Origin of the sequence: Brachybacterium sp. p3-SID957, from assembly GCF_025144775.1 — a bacterium.
In the GTDB taxonomy this organism is placed as follows: Bacteria; Actinomycetota; Actinomycetes; order Actinomycetales; family Dermabacteraceae; genus Brachybacterium; species Brachybacterium epidermidis.
Genome location: NZ_JALXKT010000061.1, coordinates 1 through 18,773 on the forward strand (window position 1 = coordinate 1; position 18,773 = coordinate 18,773).

The window sequence follows — 18,773 nt, forward strand, 5'->3', positions numbered from 1 at the left end:
CCCCCCCCACGGCAGGGGTCCGGACAGCCGGATCCGGCCGCACGGACCGTGGAGCCCCGGGGGCGCTCAGCACCACGCGCACCTTCCCCGTGTGCGTCCTGCTAGTTATCCCGGGGCTCCACGTTCAGGGAAACGTAGCCCCTCGGGGCGGGGCGGGTCAAAGGCGTCCGGGGGACGCCCTGTGGACAACCCGCGCGCTTGTGTGGACAGTGTGCGGATGACGGTGGGGCGGCTGTGGAGGAACCTGGTGATCCACCGCCCACAACGCCGCGACCAGCAGTGATGCCATGCACAGCCTGTGGAGCAAAAACTTCGTGCCGATCCGTGCGAGGCTGGCCGCATGCCCGATCTGCACCCTCATCCCGGCGTCACCGGTCCCCGCGGGGAGCGTGTGCTGGTGCGCCGATCCGCCCGTCGGCGCCGCAGCGTGTCCATCACCCGGCGCGAGGGCGATCTGGTGGTCGCGATCCCCGCCTCGATGAGCCGGCGCGAGGAGGCGCAGTGGGTGCGGCGCATGATCGATCAGCTCTCGCGCAAGGAGGAGCGCACCATCGCGCCCCGCCGCAGCGACGAGCAGCTCGCCGCTCGAGCGGTCGAGCTCAGTGAGCTGTACCTCGATTCCCGGGCCCGGCCCACCTCCGTGCAGTGGTCCACCCGGCAGCAACGACGCTGGGGTTCCTGCACCCCGACGGAGGGCAGCATCCGCCTCTCGTCCCGGCTGCAGGGCATGCCCTCGTGGGTGGTGGACTCGGTGCTGGTGCACGAACTGGTGCACCTGCTGGTGCCGGGCCACGGGCCGGAATTCCAGGCCCTGATGGACCGGTACCCGCAGGCGCAGCGCGCCCGCGGGTTCCTCGAGGGCGTGGCCTGGGAGCAGGACCTGCCCGCACCCCGGGAACCGGACGAACCTCGGGAGGCGAGGGACTAGCCCCCACCTCCTGTGCCCTCACCAGTGCCGGGCCGCCCACGTGCCCAGCAGCTCCAGGGTCTCCCCCAGGTCCGCGACCGTGCCCGCCGGCAGGGATCGCTGCCTGCTGCGGGCGCCTGCCAGCAGCGGCCACGGCGCCCAGATCACCTCGGGGGACTCCTCGCTGGGTCGCAACGGGGTCGCGGCGGCCGGCCGCGGGGTGCGCAGCAGGTACTGCACGTCCCAGTGGGCCCGGCAGGAACCGAAGGCCGTGGCCAGGTCGTGCTGGTGCAGCACCGCAGGGCCGGGGCCGATCCGCTGCACCTCGTGCACACCCGTCTCCTCGGCGACCTCGCGCAGGGCGGCCGCCTCGAGGCTGGTCTCCCCGGGCTCGAGGTGCCCGCCGGGCTGCACCCAGAACTGTCCCTTGCGATGCCACACCAGGGCCACGTGCTCGCCCGGGGCGTCCACCACGATCGCGCTGGCCGTCAGGTGCACGGGGCCGCCGTCGCGGTATACCGCCTGCGGGTTCTGCTGCAGCAGCGACTCGTACTGGCGGGCGATCCGCGCACCGGTGGCCGCGGAGCGCGCGGCCCGCACCTGCTGCAGCGCCGGCTCAGGCGGTGCGGTCATGCGGGGCGATTCCCGGGATCGGGATCAGTCCCGTCGTCATCGGTCCCGTCGTCGGTCCCGTCGAGTCCGTCCTCCTCGCGCAGGCCGCCCTGGCCGTCCTCGCGCGGAGCGCTCTGCTGCCCCTCGCCGGACAGCAGCTTCTCCAGCTCCGCATCGAAGTCCGCGGGGATCTCCACGTCCGAGAGCACCTCGTCCTCGGCGGCCTCGGGGCGCGGCGCCTGGGGCCTTCCGGAGAGCACCTCCGCGCTGGGCAGCAGATCGGGGTGGTCCCACTTCGCCTCGCGCCCGGTCACGCCCTCGGTGGCCAGCACGCTCTCCCACCAGGCCAGGGCCTCCCGCACCCGCCGCGGGCGCAGCTCGATGCCCACGGTGCCAGCCAGCATCTGCTCGGCGGGGCTGCCGGTGGCGCGCCGGCGCCGCAGCACCTCCCGCATCGCCTCCAGCTGCGGCAGCTTGCCCTCCAGGGCCTTCGTGGTCACGTGGTCCACCCACGCCTCCACCAGCGCGAGGGTGGTGGCCAGCTCCTCCAGGGCCCGCTCCTGCGAGGCCCGACGGGTGAACACGAACATCTCCTCCGGGCGGCGGGCCTGCAGCGCCTTCGGGTCCGAGAGGTCCAGGTCGCGCACCATCTCGTCCAGCGCATCCAGGTCCAGGGTGATGCCGCGGGCGTAGTCCTCGATCGCCGAGAACAGGGCCCTGCCCAGCCAGGGGTGCGCCGCGAACAGCGCCGCATGGGCGATCTCCCGGGCCGCCAGGAAGATCCTGGCCGCGGGAGCATCCAGCTGGTGGGAGGAGATCAGGTCCTCCACATTGGCGGCCACCAGGGCGGGGGCGCCGTCGGGCCCCAGGGGCAGCGACAGGTCGGTGGTGCCCGCGACCTCACGGGCCAGCGAGCCGATGGCGTGGCCGAACTGGACGCCGAACATGGTGCCGCCGAAGCGCTCCATCATCGCGGCCGGGTCACCGGGCATCGGCAGCGGGTTCTCGTCCATCTGCCCCAGCTGCGCCGCGATGGCCTTGCCGATAGCTCCGGCCATGTACTTGGCGACCGGCTCCACGGTGGACTGCCAGCGCGGCAGGGTGCGGTACAGCCAGGTGCCGCGACCGAGCACCCCCAGCTCCTGGGAGGGCACATCGATCGCCAGCACCGGATCCAGCCACAGTCGCGCCACCTGCGCGGCCTGACGCAGCTCGGACACCTGCGCGTCGGTGGGCGTGGGATCGCCCGGGGTGCCGGTGGGGGCGGGCAGGCCCGGCATCTGCGCCTGCCCGGCGGCGGTGCGGCGCGCCACGTCCTCGGCGAGAGTCCAGTTCACGGGGCCGTCGCCCTGCGCGGAGAACAGGTGCTGCATCTGCGCGGCGGCGGCCCGCAGCTGCGACGGATCCTGCGGCAGGTTCGCCTGCTGGGCGAGAGCGGACAGGTCCAGCCCGTCCAGGGCCCCCTCGGGGATCGCACCCCCGAACGCCTCCTGCAGGAAGCGCTTGAGGGCCTCCTCGTCCATGCCGCCGGGTCCGCCCGACATCGGGTTCTCGCTCATTGGCCACCTCCGCAGTTGGGTCGGCGGCCAGCGTACCCAGCCATCCCGGGGGGTTGCTGGTGGTGGGGCACAATGTCGGGGTGAGTGATCCCACCGGAGCCCCTGCGCCGCCCGCCCGGAGTCGGCGTGGCCTGCGCCGACTCGCCTCCCAGGCCGTCGAGGACGCCCAGCTGGCACACCCGCGCACCGCGCTGGTCTCGCTGGGGCTGCTGTGCGCGCTGATCCTGGGCGGGGCCCTGATCCCGGTGCCGTACGTGATCGAGCAGCCCGGCCCGGCGATCGACGTGCTGGGGGAGTACCGCGACGAGGAGATCGTGCAGATCGACGGGGTGGAGACCTACCCCACCGACGGTTCTCTGATGATGACCACCGTCTCCGTCGACGGCGGTCCCGGATACGTGGTGACCCCGGTGGACGTGGTGGTCTCCTGGTTCGACCGCAGCCGGGCCGTGATGCCGCGTGAGCTCATGTTCCCGCCGGACCAGACCCGCGAGCAGACCACCCTGGACAATGCGGTGCAGATGTCCACCTCCCAGCAGGGCGCCGTGGCGGTGGCCCTGGAGGAGTTGGGCATCGAGTACGAGCCCGTGGTGATGGTTGCCGGTGTCCAGCAGGGTGCCCCCGCCGACGGCCACCTCGAGCCCGGTGACGTCCTGCTGGAGATCGACGGCGAGACCGCCGCGGACCTGCCCGGGTTCCAGGCCCTGGTGAGGGGTGCGGAGGAGGGCCGCGCGCTGCCGATCACGGTGCGCCGCAACGACCAGGAGGTGGCGCTGGAGGTGCCCACCGAGATCGTCGACGGCACTCCCCGGCTCGGGGTGGTGCTCTCCGAGGGCTACGACTTCCCGATGGACGTGGAGATCGCCGTCGGAGACATCGGAGGGCCCAGTGCCGGCATGATCTTCTCCCTGTCGGTGTACGACGAGCTCACCCCGGGCGCCCTCACCGGGGGGCGCGCGATCGCCGGCACCGGCACCATCTCCCCCGATGGCACCGTCGGCTCCATCGGGGGGATCCGCCAGAAGATGGTGGGTGCCCGCGACGCCGACGCCGAGTTCTTCCTCGCGCCCCGCGACAACTGCGACCAGGTGCTCGGCTACGAGCCCGATGGGCTCGAGGTGGTGGCCGTCGGCTCCTTCGACGAGGCGTTGAGGGCCACCGAGACCATCGCCGCTACCGGCGGCGTCGACGGACTTCCCACCTGTGAGGACCAGTGAGCCCCCGATGAGCCCCCGGAAGCGCCACCGCACCCCGCCCCGCCCCACCGTCGTCTTCGACTTCGGCGGGGTCCTCAGCAACGGCCACGACCCCGTGCCCGACGTCCACGCCCTGCTGGGCGGTGACGCCGATGCCCTCGGCGCCGCGCTGTGGGCCGAGCGCCTGGCCTACGACAGCGGTGAGCTCAGCCGCGAGGACTACTGGGGCGCGGTGGCGCGTTCCGTCGCCGTCGAGGAGCTCAGCGAGCAGGAGGTCGCCGAGCTGCAGGACGCCGACAACCGCTACTTCCTGACGCTGGATCCCCGATCCCGCGAGCTCATCCACGATCTCGCCCGCAACGACGTGCGGATGGCGCTGCTGTCCAACGCCTCGGTCGCCTTCGGGCAGGCCGTGCGCCGGGCCGACTGGTTCGAGGCCTTCAGCTTCGCGGTGATCTCGGGGGAGGAGCGCGCCGTCAAGCCCGACCGTGAGATCTTCGAGGTGCTGCTGCAGGCGCTCTCCCACGAGACCGGCGGCGTGTCCATCCCCTCGGCCGTGATCTTCTTCGACGACAAGCAGGAGAACGTCGACGCCGCCCGCGCACTGGGGATCGACGCCCACCTGTGGCCCCGCAACGGCGAGCAGGGCGGCCAGGCCGAGCGGCACGGCACCGAGATCGCCCGCGAGGTGCTCGCCGCCAGGGGCGTGCCCCTGGACTGAGCGGCCGACCGCCGGTGCTCAGCCCAGCGCCGCGATCGTCCGGTCCAGCCCCGGCAGGGGCCCTGGGGGGACACCGGCCCCTCCACCCCGTTCTCCTCCATGAGGGCACCGCAGTGCCGCGCCTCGGAGGACGGGGCGTTCCGGGTAGAGTCGGTGACCGTGAGACGTCCCGAGCGGTGCCGTTCCGCGGCACGCCGGTGAGACCCCGCTACCCCTTTTCGGACAGGAATCCACGTTGGCAGAGTTCATCTACACCATGTAGAAAGCTCGCCGGTTCTGTTCCCGTGTTGTCGTGCAGGTTCTCCCACACACCAGGCACGATACGCCCTGGACGGCGTGGAAGCAAGTAACAACGAGCGGAACCTAGTACCATCGTCGTATCGTTCCCGGATCGTTCGGGGATCGTTCGACGGTGGGAGGGGAGCATGGCGGGCAGGCAGGGCCGGCGGTCGTTCGGCAGCCTCCGAAAGCAGAAGTCGGGCCGGTGGTCCGCGAGCTACGTGGACGGCACCGGGAAGCGCCACTTCGCCCCCCACACCTTCGACACGAAGCGCGACGCAGACGCATGGCTGAGTGTTCAACGCACCCGACTGGTGACAGGGGAATGGAAGGCCGCACCGCGGGAGCGCGTCACCTTCGACCAATGGGCCGAGCGCTGGCTCGCCGGGCTCGAGAAAGCGCCTCGCACCATCTACAGCTACCGCACGACTGTGGACCGCGACCTGTCCGAGACGTTCGGAAGCATGCAGCTCGACAAGATCACCACGGCCGTCGTCCGTGAGTGGTACGACGCACTCCCTGCTGACAAGCCGGCCAAACGCGCTCAGGCGTACCGCGTGTTCGGTCAGATCATGCGGGCTGCTGCTGCGGATGGTCTGATCCACGCGAGCCCCGCCACGCTTCGCGGAGCCGCGACACACACCCGGGAACGCGAGGTGCCCGACCTCGAACCCGCCGACGTGGACAAGCTCGCCGCTGCGATGCCGGCCTACCTCGCTGCGTCCGTCTACCTCGGAGCCTATGCGGCCCTGCGGGCCGGGGAAGCCCTCGGGCTCACGCGCCGGGACGTGAACGTCAAGGCCGGGACCGTGCGCGTCCTGCGATCCGCTGGCACCACGACGCCCGGGGCAGAACGGATCGGCGCGACGAAAACTGACGCGAGCAAACGCACCGTGGCGATCCCGGAGACCGTCGCTAGCAAGCTGCGGGATCACCTCGCAGAGCATGTGGGGCCGGAGCCCGGCGCGTATCTGTTCGAGTCCCCGGCCAAAGCGGGAAGGCCCGTGAGCTACCAGGCCCTCCGAGCGCACTTCCGAGATGCTGCTGATGCCTGCGGATACCCGTCCCTGACGTTCCACGGTCTGCGCCACGTCGGGGCCGTCCTCGCAGCCCGGGCCGGTGCGACCATCCGCGAGTTGCAGGACAGGCTGGGCCACCGATCCATGGCTATCGCCATGACCTACCAGCATGGCAGCGCCCAGCGCGACCGTGCCATAGCCGACGCAATGGACCGTGCGCTGACCGCACCCACCGATGAGGGGAAGAACGATGCCGACTGACAACACGATCCGGATCTACTGCGACCGGCCCGGCCCGTTTCATGCAACACACGGGCGCACCTGGTTCGAGAGCTTCACTCGAGCCGACGATGGATCTTGGGGGATCACTCCACCGGAGAGCTACGGCAAGCGCGGAACCCGCGTGCTCTACCGACCTCCCGGAGAGTCCGAGGAGCAGACCCGTTGGAATGTCCGCATACCGCGACACACGATGCACCGGGGCGAGGAGCACGAACCGGAACCCGTCGGAATGATCCTCTATGACCGCGACCCTCTCGACTTTGGGCGCTCGGTGCCGCAGAATCCGCCACCGGGATTCACCGACCCGCTCGCCGGCGCGACCATCACATTCAACTGGCAGTGCAGCTGTCGAAACGCGCTTACCGTCCAAGCTTCCCGCCTCCGGGAACCTCTCGGTGCACTGGTGGGGCGCGACATCGAAACGATCACCCTGGACGGCCTGAGGTACATGCTCCGGCCCTGACTGTTCCGCTCCGTTCCGGAACGGTGCTAAGATACTCGATGAGTCGCAGGACGATGCGATAGCGGAGCCTCCCGGCCCGTTTCAACGGCCCTCTAACAAGGGTCACCGTTGGAATGCCCGGAGGCTCTTTCCATGTCCCTCGCGACCACACCGCGAACCCGCTACATCACCATCGGCGATGCCGCCGAATACCTGAGCGTCACTGAACGCACTGTCCGGAACTACATCGCCCGCGGGGAGCTGACCGGCTACCGCATCGGCACCCGCGCAATCCGGATCGACCAGCGCGAGCTGGAGAACCTGCTGACTCCGATCCCCACCGTGGCCGGTGGTGGCCGATGAGCGCACAGGAAAGCCGCCCCAGGCAGGCGGCTGAGGCGGCTCCCAAAAGCGTTGTGGCGACGCAGCACCAGGATACCGGGGCACCCTCGATCCCGCACCTGTCCGCGTCGGAGATAGCGGCGTCACGGCCGCTGTACCTGCTGATCGTCAAGACACCCACGGACCGGATCGCGCGCCGCTGCTACCTGTCCCTGCACGCTGCGGAGAAAGCCTGTAGGCGTGCCCAGGCGCGGGGCAGTGCCGCGTCTCTCGAGATGCACCGCGTGGTGCCGTACACCGTCGGTGCCGAGCTGCACGAGGCGGTGACCGCTGATGCGTGAGCACCTGATCCCTGCGCCCGTCTCTGACGGCCTCGCATCGTGGTGTGGACCGCTGATGCATCCTGACTCTCCGGAGGCTGTCTGGCGCGAGTACGGACGCCCCCCAGCCCCTCCATGGGGGAGCTACCTCGACACCACGCCGTTGCCGATGCCCCCCGGCGGCCGCGGCCCGATCACGGTCATGCACGACATGATCCAGCAGCACCAGGCGGGGGTGATCGTGTGAGTCGCCCCTATCTGAACCCGTCCGACGATGCCGAGCTGCGCGAGGTGACCGCGAAGTACGCCGATCCGGCGAAGGTTACCGATACCTCGGTAACCGCTTCGGCAGGGGTAACCGATTCTGAGGCTCTGACCAGCACGGTTACACCGGTTACCGAGGTTACCTCCCTCCCCAGGGGAGAAGGGGAGGCCACCCTGGACGCCCTGCACACCTTCCTGTCGCGGTTCATCGCCTACCCGACCCCGGAGACCGCCGACGCTCATGCACTGTGGATCGTCCACGCGCATGTGGTGGATCAGTTCGAGAACACCCCGCGGATCGCCTTCCTGTCCCCGGAGCCGGGCAGTGGGAAGTCACGGTGCATGGAACTCACTGAGGCCCTGGTGCCCCGCCCCGTCCTCTCCGTGAACGCGACACCCGCGTACATCTTCCGCAAGATCAGCGACGACGCCGGACTGCCCACGCTGCTGATCGATGAGTGCGACGCGATCTTCACCGGAGGCAAGACCGACTCCTCCGAGGAACTGCGCGGTCTGCTGAACTCCGGCTACCGCAAGGGCGCTACCGCTGGCCGCGTAGCGGTCAAAGGCAAGGAACTGGTGACGGAGGACTGGCCGTCATTCTCCGCAGTCGCTCTGGCCGGACTCAACACCCTCCCCGACACGATCATGACCCGCGCCGTGGTGGTGCCCATGAAGCGCCGCCGCCGGGATCAGACCGTGGAGCCCTACCGGCGTCGGCTGATCGGGCCGGAGGCTGATGAGCTGCGTGCCCGGATCGGAGCGTGGGCCGATGCGATGCGCCCGTACATCGGTGGCCAGTGGCCGGACCTACCCGAGTCGATCCAAGACCGTGACGCCGACGTGTGGGAACCGCTCATCGCCATTGCCGATGACGCGGGCGGGAAGTGGCCAGCACGGGCAAGGTCGGCAGCACTGTCGATCCTCAAGGCGTCTCAGGACAAGGGCGTGTCACTCGGCATCCGACTGCTGTCCGACATCCGGGACGTGTTCACGGAGGAACGGTTGTCATCGGTGGAACTGGTCGCCCGACTGGTCGCCCTCGAGGATGCCCCGTGGCCGTCGATCCACGGCGAGGAACTGACTCCGAGGTTCGCTGCGCGGCTGCTGTCGAAGTACGAGATCGGGCCGACCACCCTCAAGATCGGCGGCCGGTCCGTGAAGGGATTCAAGCGGTCCATGTTCGGTGACGCATGGTCCCGCTACCTCCCCCCTCTTGCTTCTGCGGAGCGGGGTAACTCCGGTAACCCCGATAACCCCGCAGGTCACAGGCCCGAATCCGGTTACCCCGGAACGGACGGTTACCCCAACATCGGTAACCCTGACTCGCTGATCTGCCCCAACTGCCTCGAAACGGACTGCGACGGCACCTGCCAGGAGGACCAGCGATGACCCGCCCCGCCCGCCCATCCGTCCACCAGTGGACATGGAACCCCGGCCGCCCCCACGAAACCTACGGCGCCCGAATCCGCACCGGAGGCCAAGCAGTGTTCATCCCCGCCAAGGACCTGCGCCGCGTGGCCGACGTGCTGCACGACATCGCAGACAAGCTCGAGGACCAGGAGGCCGACCGATGAGCCCGACGCCCGGAGCGCTCGGTGTCCCCGAGCACGCCCGCCGCGAATGGGAACAGCTCATGTCCTCCATCACTGAGCCCACGCCCTGCGCCCAGGACCCCGACGGATGGAACAGCAGCGCAGCAGAAGCCGAGATAGCCGCCCGCCTCTGCCTCGACTGCCCCGCCATGCCCGCCTGCCTCACCTACGCCCGAGCCGCCGGCGAAACCGAAGGCGTCTGGGGCGGAACCACCCCGAGAGAAAGGAGGAAGCAATGAAAACCGATGGATTCGGGATCACGCACCGCGACGACTGCAGACGACCGTCCTGGACCGTGATCCGTATCGGCCGCGGCTTCGGGCAGAAATGCCAGAGCTGCGGCATCACATGGCGTCGCGGTGACCCCGCACTCAGCCCACGGGCCACCTACGGATACAGAAAGGACCAGCCATGACCGAGAACGAAATCTGGGAATCCAGCTACGGGAAACCCCCGGAGCCGACCTACACCCCCGAGGAACAGGAACTCTGGGACGCCGCCTACGGCACCCCGAAATGGGCGCAGCTCACCCCCGATGAGCAAGCCCTGTACGACAACACCTACCCCGACACCACTCACTGAAAGAGGCAACACCAATGTCAGCAGCACACTTCATGGACACCGCCAAGATCGTCTCCGACATCGAAGCCAACTGCGAGATGCAGCGCGGCCACGCCAACCCGCGAGAGGTCGCCGCGTTCGTCCGCAAGCTCCAGGGCCTCGGCATCACCGTCACCAACGGGGCCGAGTACATCGCCCTGGCTGAGTACACGCCGCCCGCCCGGCAGGACCCCGACCCGTTCACCGGTACCCCCGCCGAGGTCTACGCGAAGGTCGAACAGATCGGCCTGCACGAGTCCAACTCCGGGAAGATCAGCGGGCACTGGCGTGAATACGTGGTCCACGCCGGCCGCGCCATCCTCGCCACCATGCGGGAAGAGGTGGACACCTACATCACCACCCTCCAGCCCACCTTCGACCAGGCAGCCCAGGCCGTCGCCGGAGCCCTGCGCGAGGGCCTGACCGTCAACACCACGGACGCCTGGCTCACCGAAGAAGGCACGGTCGAACAGATCACTGCATGGCGAGCAGCGCGAGATGCAGCAGTCACGCTCGACAAGATCGCCGCTGTTCGCATCGAACTGTCCGCCTGGCTCGACGTACCCCCGCAGCAGAACAACAAGGGGTACGACAGCATCATCTCGGACTACACGCCCGCGTTCGTGAAGACCGCCAGCCCGTACATTTTCACCAACGAGCCGGTCTCCACCCTCCAGGTGAACCGGCGCTGGCTTGACCTCCAGAACGCCGAAGGCACCGCGCTTCACCTCGGCACCATCGCGGACCTCAAGGCGCGGCCGAACCCGGACGGACGCTGACTCACATGCAGTGCGAGCGACGGTCCGAGCAGCAGCACGTTCGGGCCGTCGCACGCCGCGACCAGCAGCACAGACAGGACCACCCCGTTACCCCTACACCCGCAGGTCATCGGACCGCCGGGGAGGGCTCTCGGATGTCGCACGACCAGTTGGACTCATCTCGACCGGCCTTCCGATGGGCCGGACCCATGCTTGACCAGTACATCTAGGAGGATCGGCTGATGCCGGGACCAGCTCAGAACCCGTTGAAACCGAACAGTAGGCGCTACCGGACTGCGAGCGTCCGGGGTGCCGTGATCGAACTTCCCGCTGAGGGGTGCGACCTTCCGGTGCCGAAGGTGCCGTCGGGTCGGGCCTGGTCGAAGGATGAGCGGGCGCTGTGGAAGACGTTGTGGCAGTCTCCGCAGGCGTCGCAGTGGGATGAGTCGTTCATCCCGGCGGTGGCGTCCTACGTGATCCACACGCACGCGATCTACGGGGGTACGGCTTCGGCGTGGACAGCGCAGGAGCACCGGCACATCGGGGCGCAGCTGGGGCTTACTCCGCAGGGGATGCAGGCCCTGGGATGGGTGATCGCGGATGACTAGTGCACGCCGCCGAGCGAAGGCCGGCCGGGTCATCCGGCAGGGGGAGTCAGTTCGTCCTGGTGCTGTGCCGTGGGAGATCACCGGGGAGGCGCTGGGAGACCCGTTCTGGGCTGATCCGGTGGCGGTGGCGGGATTCCTGTCCCGGCATGGTCTCCCGGAGCCGCACGCGGCGTACTGGGCTGTTCCACGGGCGCTGCGGGATCACTGCGCATGGTCATGGTGCCTCGCCAACGGGTACAAGAACCGGTGGGACCTACCGAACTGGGAAGCGGCCCGAACCGCGGGGATCACACCGCCGGGGGGAGCACGCACAAGGGCACGGCTGGTCCACGGCGGCTACCGGGTCACAGGCGGAACGCCGCCGTCTGTCTGACCCCACCTCTACGGTGAGCACTACCGGGGCGAACCATCGCCCCCGACTCTCAGGAGGTCACCATGACCGGCAACACCCCGATCCAGACGCTCGTGCGAGACCGCATTGGTGACAACATCTCACGCGGCTTGGACAATGTTCCCCGCTTGCCCGTCCTGGTCGATTACCTTCGGCTGATCTGTCCGACCGAGGACGATCTACTGCTGTTCACGACTCAGGAACGGGGTGCGACGGACACCGGTCGCCTTTTCGCTGTCACCCGAACGCACGCAGCTATCCTCCAGTACGGATACGCGGAAGGTGGGATAAAGCGATTCTCCATTAGCGGTCCGGTGTTGCCTCTGGCAACGGTGAGTGCTGTCAAGTTCCTCCCGGAGTCAACGGCGTGGAGTAACCCCGCCGGCCCGACTATTGACCCCGCTATCTCTGTGGAGTTCAAGACCGGGGAATCCGTGTCACTGGGCCGTGATGCTGAGTTCGGATGGGCGGGCCGAGGACAGCCTGACCTCGAAGCGGAAACCGATGCAAGGACGGAACTCCTCGCCCGCCTGCTGGCCTTACCTCCGTCTGTCACATCGTGAGCTTCTGGCAGGTGCCGTGACGGCCTCGAGGTCTACTCCCAAGGCTGGTTCATCGCCCTGGGAACCACCTACCGTCCCGGCGGCCTTCACCCGCTGGTCGTGCCGAGCGCCGTGTGATCGTCGGGGAACGGAAGGTTCCCGGAGCTGGGAAGCATCGCTCGCCGGATCTGGTGAGCGCCAGGGACTTGCTGTCAGCAGCTCCCTGCCAGCCGGTCCGTGTTCCGTGGGTAGCACGCGTGCTCGGTAATCCCGAATCCGGGATTACCTGGCTGGGCCGCGTCCCGTGGGGAGCGCCGGGATCGTCGCGCCCTCAGACGCTGGGGTCGCACCAGCACACGGGACTGTCGGCACCACAGTTCTGTTCACGCATCTGTTACAGTAACGTCTATGCGAACAGTCCTGTGCGAGTCCTGTGGCCGACAGGTCGCTGACGACCTCCCCATCCTGCCCGTGCGATTCACGGAGCGCAGAAGGTCTACCCGCCATGCGTGGAGGCGAGCCCGGCATGGGATCTTCTGCCGGGACTGCGCGACTGCTGAGCCCCAGCAGATCCCCGATGCAGCGCTGGCTCGACCGGCTACCCGAGAGTTCCTGACGGGAGCCGAGTCCCTTGAGCATTGCGAGTCATGCGGGGCGGCCCTGCTGCTGGTGAAGGTGGCGCGCCGGAAGCACGTCTACTGCTCTCCGTCGTGCCGTGCCCGCATCTATCGAGAGGCAGCGCGTGTTGAGTCGGTGGAGCATCCCTGCCGGTGGTGTGGAGCGATGATCGGCGGGCGGGCGGATCGGAAGTTCTGTTCGTCTAGGTGTCGCACTGCATCGCACCGCGAGTCGCACCGGCGGGCAGAGAAGTTGATCCCCGACTCTGACGAGCGGGCCGACATCATGGACATGGCCGCGGCACCCGTAGAAGTGTTCGAAGAAGCGTTACAGGCTGCAAGGTCCGAGGGTGACGCGAGTAGGGAGAACGTGGCGCGACTGGTCCGGGGGAGGGCCGGGCGCCGTAGCGGCTGACGCTTCGGTCTACAGCTCGGAGCCCTACGGGCCGCCTTTGCTTGACCCCCTGCCCCAAAGACGCCCGCCGACCTTCCCACCGCTCACGACTGTTCGCCCACGCCGACTAGACCCCCACCTGGTGGTGAGCGTCTGGGAGTGGCACCAGGACCACGGCCAATGGTCACTGTCCGCCCCCGGTCCGGGCGGTGAAGGATGGGTTGGACCGGTGTCTGCCTGTTCGCCCCATGCCTGGGGCAGCGTGGGAGACCGTAGAGGCACGCTGAGGACGCCTGGACGCCCCTAGACCGCCCACAGGGCACCCGGTGCATGTCCGGGCCGCTGCGGGCGGCGTAGAGGTGTCAGGCGCGCTGGTGAAGCTGTTCGGAGGTCGCCCTGTCGCCCGGTAGTGCGGCCGGCTGGAGCATCGCCGCGTGGGCCGCGAACACTGACTGCAACTCCGGTCCCCACACGGCGATGACGGAGGACCATTCCCCGACCGGGACCGTCTTGGTGGGCCGGTAGTAGTGCCACCGGTCCCGCCGGTGCAGGTCCCGTTCTACGCAGTCCACCGCGGTGCGCACCAGTTCACGCAGGCACCCGTCTGGGCAGTCTGATCGCGGGATGATCCACACCCGCCCGTCCCGGTACACGTGGACGGTGCCGATCTCTGCCAGGAGCCGCCCGGTGCTGGGATCGCGGAACACTCTCACCGGGTCGGGTGACCGTCGCCCGATCTTGATCCCGATAGCTGCGAGGTCGGGCACGTCCTCGAGCGTGGCCTGATTGTTGACCGCGAACCAGGTAGGGGTCATCGGTCCGCCCCCTCGCCGGTCTGCTGCGCGTAGTACATGAGCGCAGCGTGCATGGAATCATCCCCGGTGGCGGCGCGGGCCTCAGCGGCCCGCCTGCGGCCCTGCCGTGCCCATGCGTCCGGTAGCGCATCGGGATCGTTGCCGTGCTCCCGTGCGTGCGCCCGAATCTCATCGGCAGGGACACCGAACAGCAGCGCCATGCCGTCCGCTGACAGCATCACTTCACCCGTGGCCGGGTCAATCCGGTACAGGCTGCTCATCGCCCGATCACCTCGACCAGTGCCGAGGCCGGGACGCCGGTGTCCTGCGCCGTGTTGAACAGGTCCGTGACCGTCTCGACGCCGGACAGGTTGAGCTGCATCGCACGGGAGACCTCCGCCCGGCGCACCGCGCCCATGAGTGCATGAGCGATCTTCCGTGCCTCCCCGGTGGTGAGCGCGAGCCCGATGGTGGCCCGCTCCCCGAGGGTGACGGTGACTTCGACATGCTGGTCGATCACGTCCACATCGGCGTGCCCGCCGTCCAGCGCTACCCGCTCCGAGGTGTCCACGTGGTCTGCGAGTGTCTGCGCGAGCGACGCGGCCGCGATCAGTGCGTCACCGATCCGCCGGCCCCGCTCACGGTCCCGTGTCCACAGTGCGTCATGCGCGCCGATGGTCAGCAGCCGGCCGTCCTCGAAGGCCACATCGGACCGCAGGGACATGCCTACGTCCTCGCCCTCGATGTGTCCGTCAACATCGACGTAGCCGGGGTCCTCGACGCTGATCGTGAGGTGATCCCCATCGGGGAAGGTGATCCGTTCGGTGGTGCCGGGGTAGGCGGTAGTCTCATTCATGGCATGGCCTCCGATTCAGGCTGTGTCCCGCCCGCCCGGTGCGCTAACACTGAGGCGGGCATCTAGTCCACAACACGGGAGCGCTATCGTTCCCGGATCGTTCGGCCCGGACGTTCAGCCGATCTACCAGGGAGAACAGCTTGGCAGAGTTCATCTACACCATGTACAAGGCCCGCAAGGCCGTGGGCGACAAGGTCATCCTCGATGACGTCACCATGAGCTTCTACCCGGGCGCCAAGATCGGCATGGTCGGCCCAAACGGCGCCGGCAAGTCCACCATCCTGAAGATCATGGCCGGGCTGGACCAGCCCAGCAACGGTGAGGCCCGCCTCAGCCCCGGCTACAGCGTGGGCATCCTGCTGCAGGAGCCCCCGCTGGACGAGTCCAAGACGGTCCTGGAGAACGTCCAGGAGGGCATGGGCGAGCTGTACGAGAAGGTGCAGCGCTTCAATGCCATCGGCGAGGAGATGGCCGAGCCCGATGCCGACTTCGACGCCCTGATGGAGGAGATGGGCAAGCTCCAGACGGAGATCGACAACGCCAACGGCTGGGACCTCGACTCCCAGCTCGAGCAGGCGATGGATGCCCTGCGCTGCCCGCCCGGTGACGAGCCCGTCACCCACCTCTCCGGCGGCGAGCGCCGCCGCGTGGCCCTGTGCAAGCTGCTGCTGCAGAAGCCGGACCTGCTGCTGCTGGACGAGCCCACCAACCACCTCGACGCCGAGAGCGTGCTGTGGCTGGAGCAGCACCTGCAGCAGTACGAGGGCGCCGTCATCGCCGTCACCCACGACCGGTACTTCCTGGACCACGTCGCCCAGTGGATCGCCGAGGTGGACCGCGGTCACCTGTACCCCTACGAGGGCAACTACTCCACCTACCTGCAGAAGAAGGAGGAGCGCCTCAGCGTCCAGGGCAAGAAGGACGCCAAGCTCGCCAAGCGCCTCAAGGACGAGCTCGAGTGGGTGCGCTCCAACGCCAAGGGCCGCCAGGCCAAGTCCAAGGCCCGCCTGGCCCGCTACGAGGAGATGGCCGCCCAGGCCGAGCAGACCCGCAAGCTCGACTTCGAGGAGATCACCATCCCGCCCGGCCCCCGCCTGGGCTCCCAGGTGATCGACGCGAAGAACCTCAAGAAGGGCTTCGGCGACCGGGTGCTCATCGACGATCTGTCCTTCTCGCTGCCTCCCAACGGCATCGTCGGCGTCATCGGCCCCAACGGCGTGGGCAAGACCACGCTGTTCAAGACCATCGTGGGGCTCGAGGAGCTCGACGGGGGCGAGCTGAAGATCGGCCAGTCCGTGAAGATCAGCTACGTGGACCAGGGCCGCGAGAACATCGACCCGGACAAGTCGCTGTGGGAGGTGGTCTCCGACGGCCTGGACTTCATCCAGGTGGGCAAGGTGGAGATCCCCTCCCGCGCCTACGTCTCCCAGTTCGGCTTCAAGGGCCCGGACCAGCAGAAGAAGGCCGGGGTGCTCTCCGGCGGTGAGCGCAACCGCCTGAACCTGGCCCTCACCCTCAAGCAGGGCGGCAACCTGCTGCTGCTGGACGAGCCCACCAACGACCTGGACGTGCAGACCCTCGGCTCGCTCGAGAACGCACTGCTGGAGTTCCCCGGCTGCGCCGTGGTGGTCTCCCACGACCGCTGGTTCCTGGACCGCGTGGCCACCCACATCCTGGCCTACGAAGGCACCGAGGAGAACCCCGCCAGCTGGTACTGGTTCGAGGGCAACTTCGAGTCCTACCAGGCCAACAAGGTGGCCCGCCTGGGCGAGGAGGCGGCCCGCCCCCACCGCGTCACCTACCGTCGCCTCACCCGCGACTGAACGCCCGCGACCGCGCACGCGCACGGCGCGCCGACCGGCCCCGCCCCGTCCCCCGGGTGCGGGGCCGCGTCGTGTTCGGGGCCAGGGGCGCTGAGATCACCTGCCGGGCTTCTAGACGGCGTCACGTCCCGGACAGCGTCACGTCCCGGACAGCTCAGGATCGAGGTTCGCCACCACCCGCTCGGAAGGAGTGCCGGAGCGGTTCTGCGGGGCGTGCTCCCGGGTGACCTGCAAGCGGTCCACGCGCTCGGGCACCACCACCTGGATGGTGCCGTCGCGGGGGACCTCCAGCACCCCGAGGTCCACCGGGATGCCATCGCGCGCGCCCCACAGCTGCAGCACCTCCTCCTGGTCGCCGTCCCGCTCGTACTCGGAGACGCCCTCGGCCCACAGGGCCGCCCGGTTCTCGGTGATGATGGCCCGCCAGGTGCCGTTGTCGCTCAGCCCGGGCACCGGGCGGGCGTCCTCCTGCACGCTGAGCTCGCTCCAGGTCGCTGCGAACGCGCGGGCCTCGGCCAGATCGCGACGAGCATCGAGCAGCAGGCCGGAGGCCACGAGCGCCCCTATCAGCAGCAGCGTCGAGACGACGGCCAGAATGCGGGTGGGCCAGGGGCTGCGCTCACGATCCCGCTCCGCCCGGCCTCGCGCCTTCGCCTGACGACGCCGACGGCGGGACAGCTCGGCGTCGTCCCGTGGTGAGAAGGCGAAGGCCGGAGCGGGCGCGGCACCGGGGCCGCTGGCGCTGCTGCCGGGCCCGGCGCCGCCGGTGGCCTGCGGCGGGGGAGCGGGGGCCGACAGCGGTGCGGAGGCCTGCGCAGGGACGCCCGAGGGCATGCCGCCGGTCATCGCGGGGGGCCCCACCAGGCGGCGCTGCGTGTCCGTGCCGAGCACAGGCGTGGCGTAGGTGCCGTGGTAGGCGGCCTCGGGCTGCCGGGATGCGGGCGGTGCTGCGTGCCCTGGCGCCGGAGTCCGCCCCGGGGAGTGCGTCTGTCCTGGGGCAGGGGCGTGTCCGGTCCCTGAGGCGCCGAAGCCCTCCAGGACGGCCTCGTGCAGGTCACGGGAGGGGGCCACGGCCGTCAGCAGGGTCAGCTGGGCGGCGGCCTCGATGGCATGGCGGTGCACCCCGGCCGCATCGGTGCCGGCCGTCAGGGCGCGCAGACGGGCGCGCTCGCCGTCGTCGGCCAGCGCCAGTGCGTCCAGCGCGGCCAGCGCTCCCCGCTCGACACCGGTGCCATCGGTGCTCGCCCCACCCCCGGGCTGGCCGAAGGGGACCAGGGAGTCCAGCAGGCGGGCCAGGACCATCGCGGGCTGCTGTCGGGCGGTGCCCGTGTACGGGAAGCGTCCCTGCGCGGCCGACTCCACCAGGGCCCGCTCGCGGGCGGGGAGATCCAGCAGCGCGCGCATCACCGTCACCTCCCGGCGGTCCCGGGTGCGGTCGCTCACCGCGTCGGGCGCGACCAGGGAGCGCACGTCGCCGCTGGGCTCGGTGGCGACCGCGGCACGACGGGCCCGGTCCAGCACCGCGGCCTCCCCGGGCAGGCCGCTCGCGGCGAGCTGACCGGCATCGCGCAGGCACGAGCGCAGCACCCACACCGTGAGCCTGCCGGCCTTGGCCGTCGATCCCGTGATGTGGACGCCCAGGCCGTGGATGCGCGGTCCCAGCACGTCCACCAGGGCCCTGGCCGCCCGCTGATCGCCCCCGGCCGCGCGGCGCAGCAGGGTGCGCACCGGGTCGAGACGGTCCCCGAGATCCAGGGTGTCCTCCGGTATCGCCGGAGTCTCCCCGGCATGACCCTCGGTGCTCACTGGGGGACCATCCTTAGTGCGGCCTTGTTCGGTAGGGTCGTGACCA

Annotated in this window: 21 protein-coding genes; 15 read left to right on the forward strand and 6 right to left on the reverse strand. The window is 69.4% G+C overall.

What is annotated here, in order from left to right:
- Positions 1 to 340 precede the first annotated feature (340 nt).
- Positions 341 to 928 (forward strand): M48 family metallopeptidase, encoded by a 588-nt coding sequence (locus tag M3B01_RS11900; RefSeq protein ID WP_193866890.1) that lies wholly within the window; start codon positions 341 to 343, stop codon positions 926 to 928.
- An 18-nt stretch (positions 929 to 946) separates the two neighbouring features.
- Here M3B01_RS11900 and M3B01_RS11905 read toward each other — a convergent pair whose 3' ends face one another.
- Positions 947 to 1,540 carry an NUDIX hydrolase gene (locus M3B01_RS11905; protein WP_259792346.1) on the reverse strand — a complete coding sequence of 198 codons (594 nt, stop codon included), beginning with the start codon at positions 1,538 to 1,540 and terminating at the stop codon, positions 947 to 949.
- Positions 1,537 to 3,078, reverse strand: a complete 1,542-nt coding sequence (locus tag M3B01_RS11910) for a zinc-dependent metalloprotease (RefSeq protein WP_259792348.1) — start codon at positions 3,076 to 3,078, stop codon at positions 1,537 to 1,539. The genes M3B01_RS11905 and M3B01_RS11910 overlap by 4 nt, the downstream gene beginning before the upstream one ends.
- Before the next feature lie 80 nt (positions 3,079 to 3,158).
- Here M3B01_RS11910 and M3B01_RS11915 point away from each other — a divergent pair, with 80 nt between their 5' ends.
- From M3B01_RS11915 to M3B01_RS11975, 13 genes are all read left to right on the forward strand, one after another.
- Positions 3,159 to 4,295 (forward strand): PDZ domain-containing protein, encoded by a 1,137-nt coding sequence (locus M3B01_RS11915; protein WP_259792350.1) that lies wholly within the window; start codon positions 3,159 to 3,161, stop codon positions 4,293 to 4,295.
- Positions 4,296 to 4,302: 7 nt separating this feature from the next.
- Entirely contained in the window at positions 4,303 to 4,995 is a 693-nt protein-coding gene (locus tag M3B01_RS11920; RefSeq protein ID WP_259792352.1) for an HAD-IA family hydrolase, read from the forward strand.
- 425 nt (positions 4,996 to 5,420) lie between these two features.
- Positions 5,421 to 6,554, forward strand: a complete 1,134-nt coding sequence (locus M3B01_RS11925) for a site-specific integrase (RefSeq protein WP_259792354.1) — start codon at positions 5,421 to 5,423, stop codon at positions 6,552 to 6,554.
- Positions 6,544 to 7,038: a hypothetical protein gene (locus tag M3B01_RS11930; RefSeq protein WP_259792356.1), complete on the forward strand. Its 495-nt coding sequence runs from the start codon at positions 6,544 to 6,546 to the stop codon at positions 7,036 to 7,038. The genes M3B01_RS11925 and M3B01_RS11930 overlap by 11 nt, the downstream gene beginning before the upstream one ends.
- Before the next feature lie 132 nt (positions 7,039 to 7,170).
- The gene (locus M3B01_RS11935; RefSeq protein ID WP_259792358.1) at positions 7,171 to 7,380 is read left to right on the forward strand and encodes a helix-turn-helix domain-containing protein; all 210 of its coding nucleotides are present in this window, start codon (positions 7,171 to 7,173) and stop codon (positions 7,378 to 7,380) included.
- Between the two features lie 53 nt (positions 7,381 to 7,433).
- The gene (locus M3B01_RS11940; protein ID WP_259792360.1) at positions 7,434 to 7,700 is read left to right on the forward strand and encodes a hypothetical protein; all 267 of its coding nucleotides are present in this window, start codon (positions 7,434 to 7,436) and stop codon (positions 7,698 to 7,700) included.
- 222 nt (positions 7,701 to 7,922) lie between these two features.
- A complete protein-coding gene (locus tag M3B01_RS11945; protein ID WP_259792361.1) occupies positions 7,923 to 9,335 on the forward strand; it encodes a DUF3631 domain-containing protein in 1,413 nt (470 codons plus the stop codon).
- Positions 9,332 to 9,520, forward strand: a complete 189-nt coding sequence (locus M3B01_RS11950; protein ID WP_259792362.1) for a hypothetical protein — start codon at positions 9,332 to 9,334, stop codon at positions 9,518 to 9,520. The genes M3B01_RS11945 and M3B01_RS11950 overlap by 4 nt, the downstream gene beginning before the upstream one ends.
- A gap of 59 nt (positions 9,521 to 9,579) precedes the next feature.
- Positions 9,580 to 9,777 carry a WhiB family transcriptional regulator gene (locus tag M3B01_RS14745; protein ID WP_259792376.1) on the forward strand — a complete coding sequence of 66 codons (198 nt, stop codon included), beginning with the start codon at positions 9,580 to 9,582 and terminating at the stop codon, positions 9,775 to 9,777.
- Positions 9,778 to 9,949: 172 nt separating this feature from the next.
- Positions 9,950 to 10,120, forward strand: coding sequence for a hypothetical protein (locus M3B01_RS11960; protein WP_259792363.1), 171 nt, complete (start codon positions 9,950 to 9,952; stop codon positions 10,118 to 10,120).
- Between the two features lie 14 nt (positions 10,121 to 10,134).
- Positions 10,135 to 10,917: a hypothetical protein gene (locus M3B01_RS11965; protein WP_259792364.1), complete on the forward strand. Its 783-nt coding sequence runs from the start codon at positions 10,135 to 10,137 to the stop codon at positions 10,915 to 10,917.
- A 293-nt stretch (positions 10,918 to 11,210) separates the two neighbouring features.
- On the forward strand, positions 11,211 to 11,504 hold the full coding sequence (locus M3B01_RS11970; RefSeq protein ID WP_259792365.1) for a hypothetical protein: 294 nt from the start codon (positions 11,211 to 11,213) through the stop codon (positions 11,502 to 11,504).
- A 435-nt stretch (positions 11,505 to 11,939) separates the two neighbouring features.
- Positions 11,940 to 12,458 (forward strand): hypothetical protein, encoded by a 519-nt coding sequence (locus M3B01_RS11975; protein ID WP_259792366.1) that lies wholly within the window; start codon positions 11,940 to 11,942, stop codon positions 12,456 to 12,458.
- A 1,352-nt stretch (positions 12,459 to 13,810) separates the two neighbouring features.
- Here the strand turns inward: M3B01_RS11975 and M3B01_RS11980 are convergent.
- The 3 genes from M3B01_RS11980 to M3B01_RS11990 are packed head-to-tail and all read right to left on the reverse strand — an operon-like array spanning position 13,811 to position 15,098.
- Positions 13,811 to 14,263, reverse strand: coding sequence for a hypothetical protein (locus M3B01_RS11980; RefSeq protein ID WP_259792367.1), 453 nt, complete (start codon positions 14,261 to 14,263; stop codon positions 13,811 to 13,813).
- Complete coding sequence (locus M3B01_RS11985; protein ID WP_259792369.1) at positions 14,260 to 14,523, reverse strand: hypothetical protein; 264 nt, start codon at positions 14,521 to 14,523, stop codon at positions 14,260 to 14,262. The genes M3B01_RS11980 and M3B01_RS11985 overlap by 4 nt, the downstream gene beginning before the upstream one ends.
- Positions 14,520 to 15,098 (reverse strand): hypothetical protein, encoded by a 579-nt coding sequence (locus M3B01_RS11990; protein ID WP_259792371.1) that lies wholly within the window; start codon positions 15,096 to 15,098, stop codon positions 14,520 to 14,522. Before M3B01_RS11990 ends, M3B01_RS11985 begins: the two co-directional genes overlap by 4 nt.
- 140 nt (positions 15,099 to 15,238) lie before the next feature.
- Here M3B01_RS11990 and ettA point away from each other — a divergent pair, with 140 nt between their 5' ends.
- On the forward strand, positions 15,239 to 16,921 hold the full coding sequence (ettA, locus tag M3B01_RS11995) for an energy-dependent translational throttle protein EttA (protein ID WP_259792373.1): 1,683 nt from the start codon (positions 15,239 to 15,241) through the stop codon (positions 16,919 to 16,921).
- Positions 16,922 to 17,059: 138 nt separating this feature from the next.
- Here ettA and M3B01_RS12000 read toward each other — a convergent pair whose 3' ends face one another.
- On the reverse strand, positions 17,060 to 18,727 hold the full coding sequence (locus tag M3B01_RS12000; RefSeq protein WP_259792375.1) for an RNA polymerase sigma factor: 1,668 nt from the start codon (positions 18,725 to 18,727) through the stop codon (positions 17,060 to 17,062).
- Positions 18,728 to 18,773: the final 46 nt, after the last annotated feature.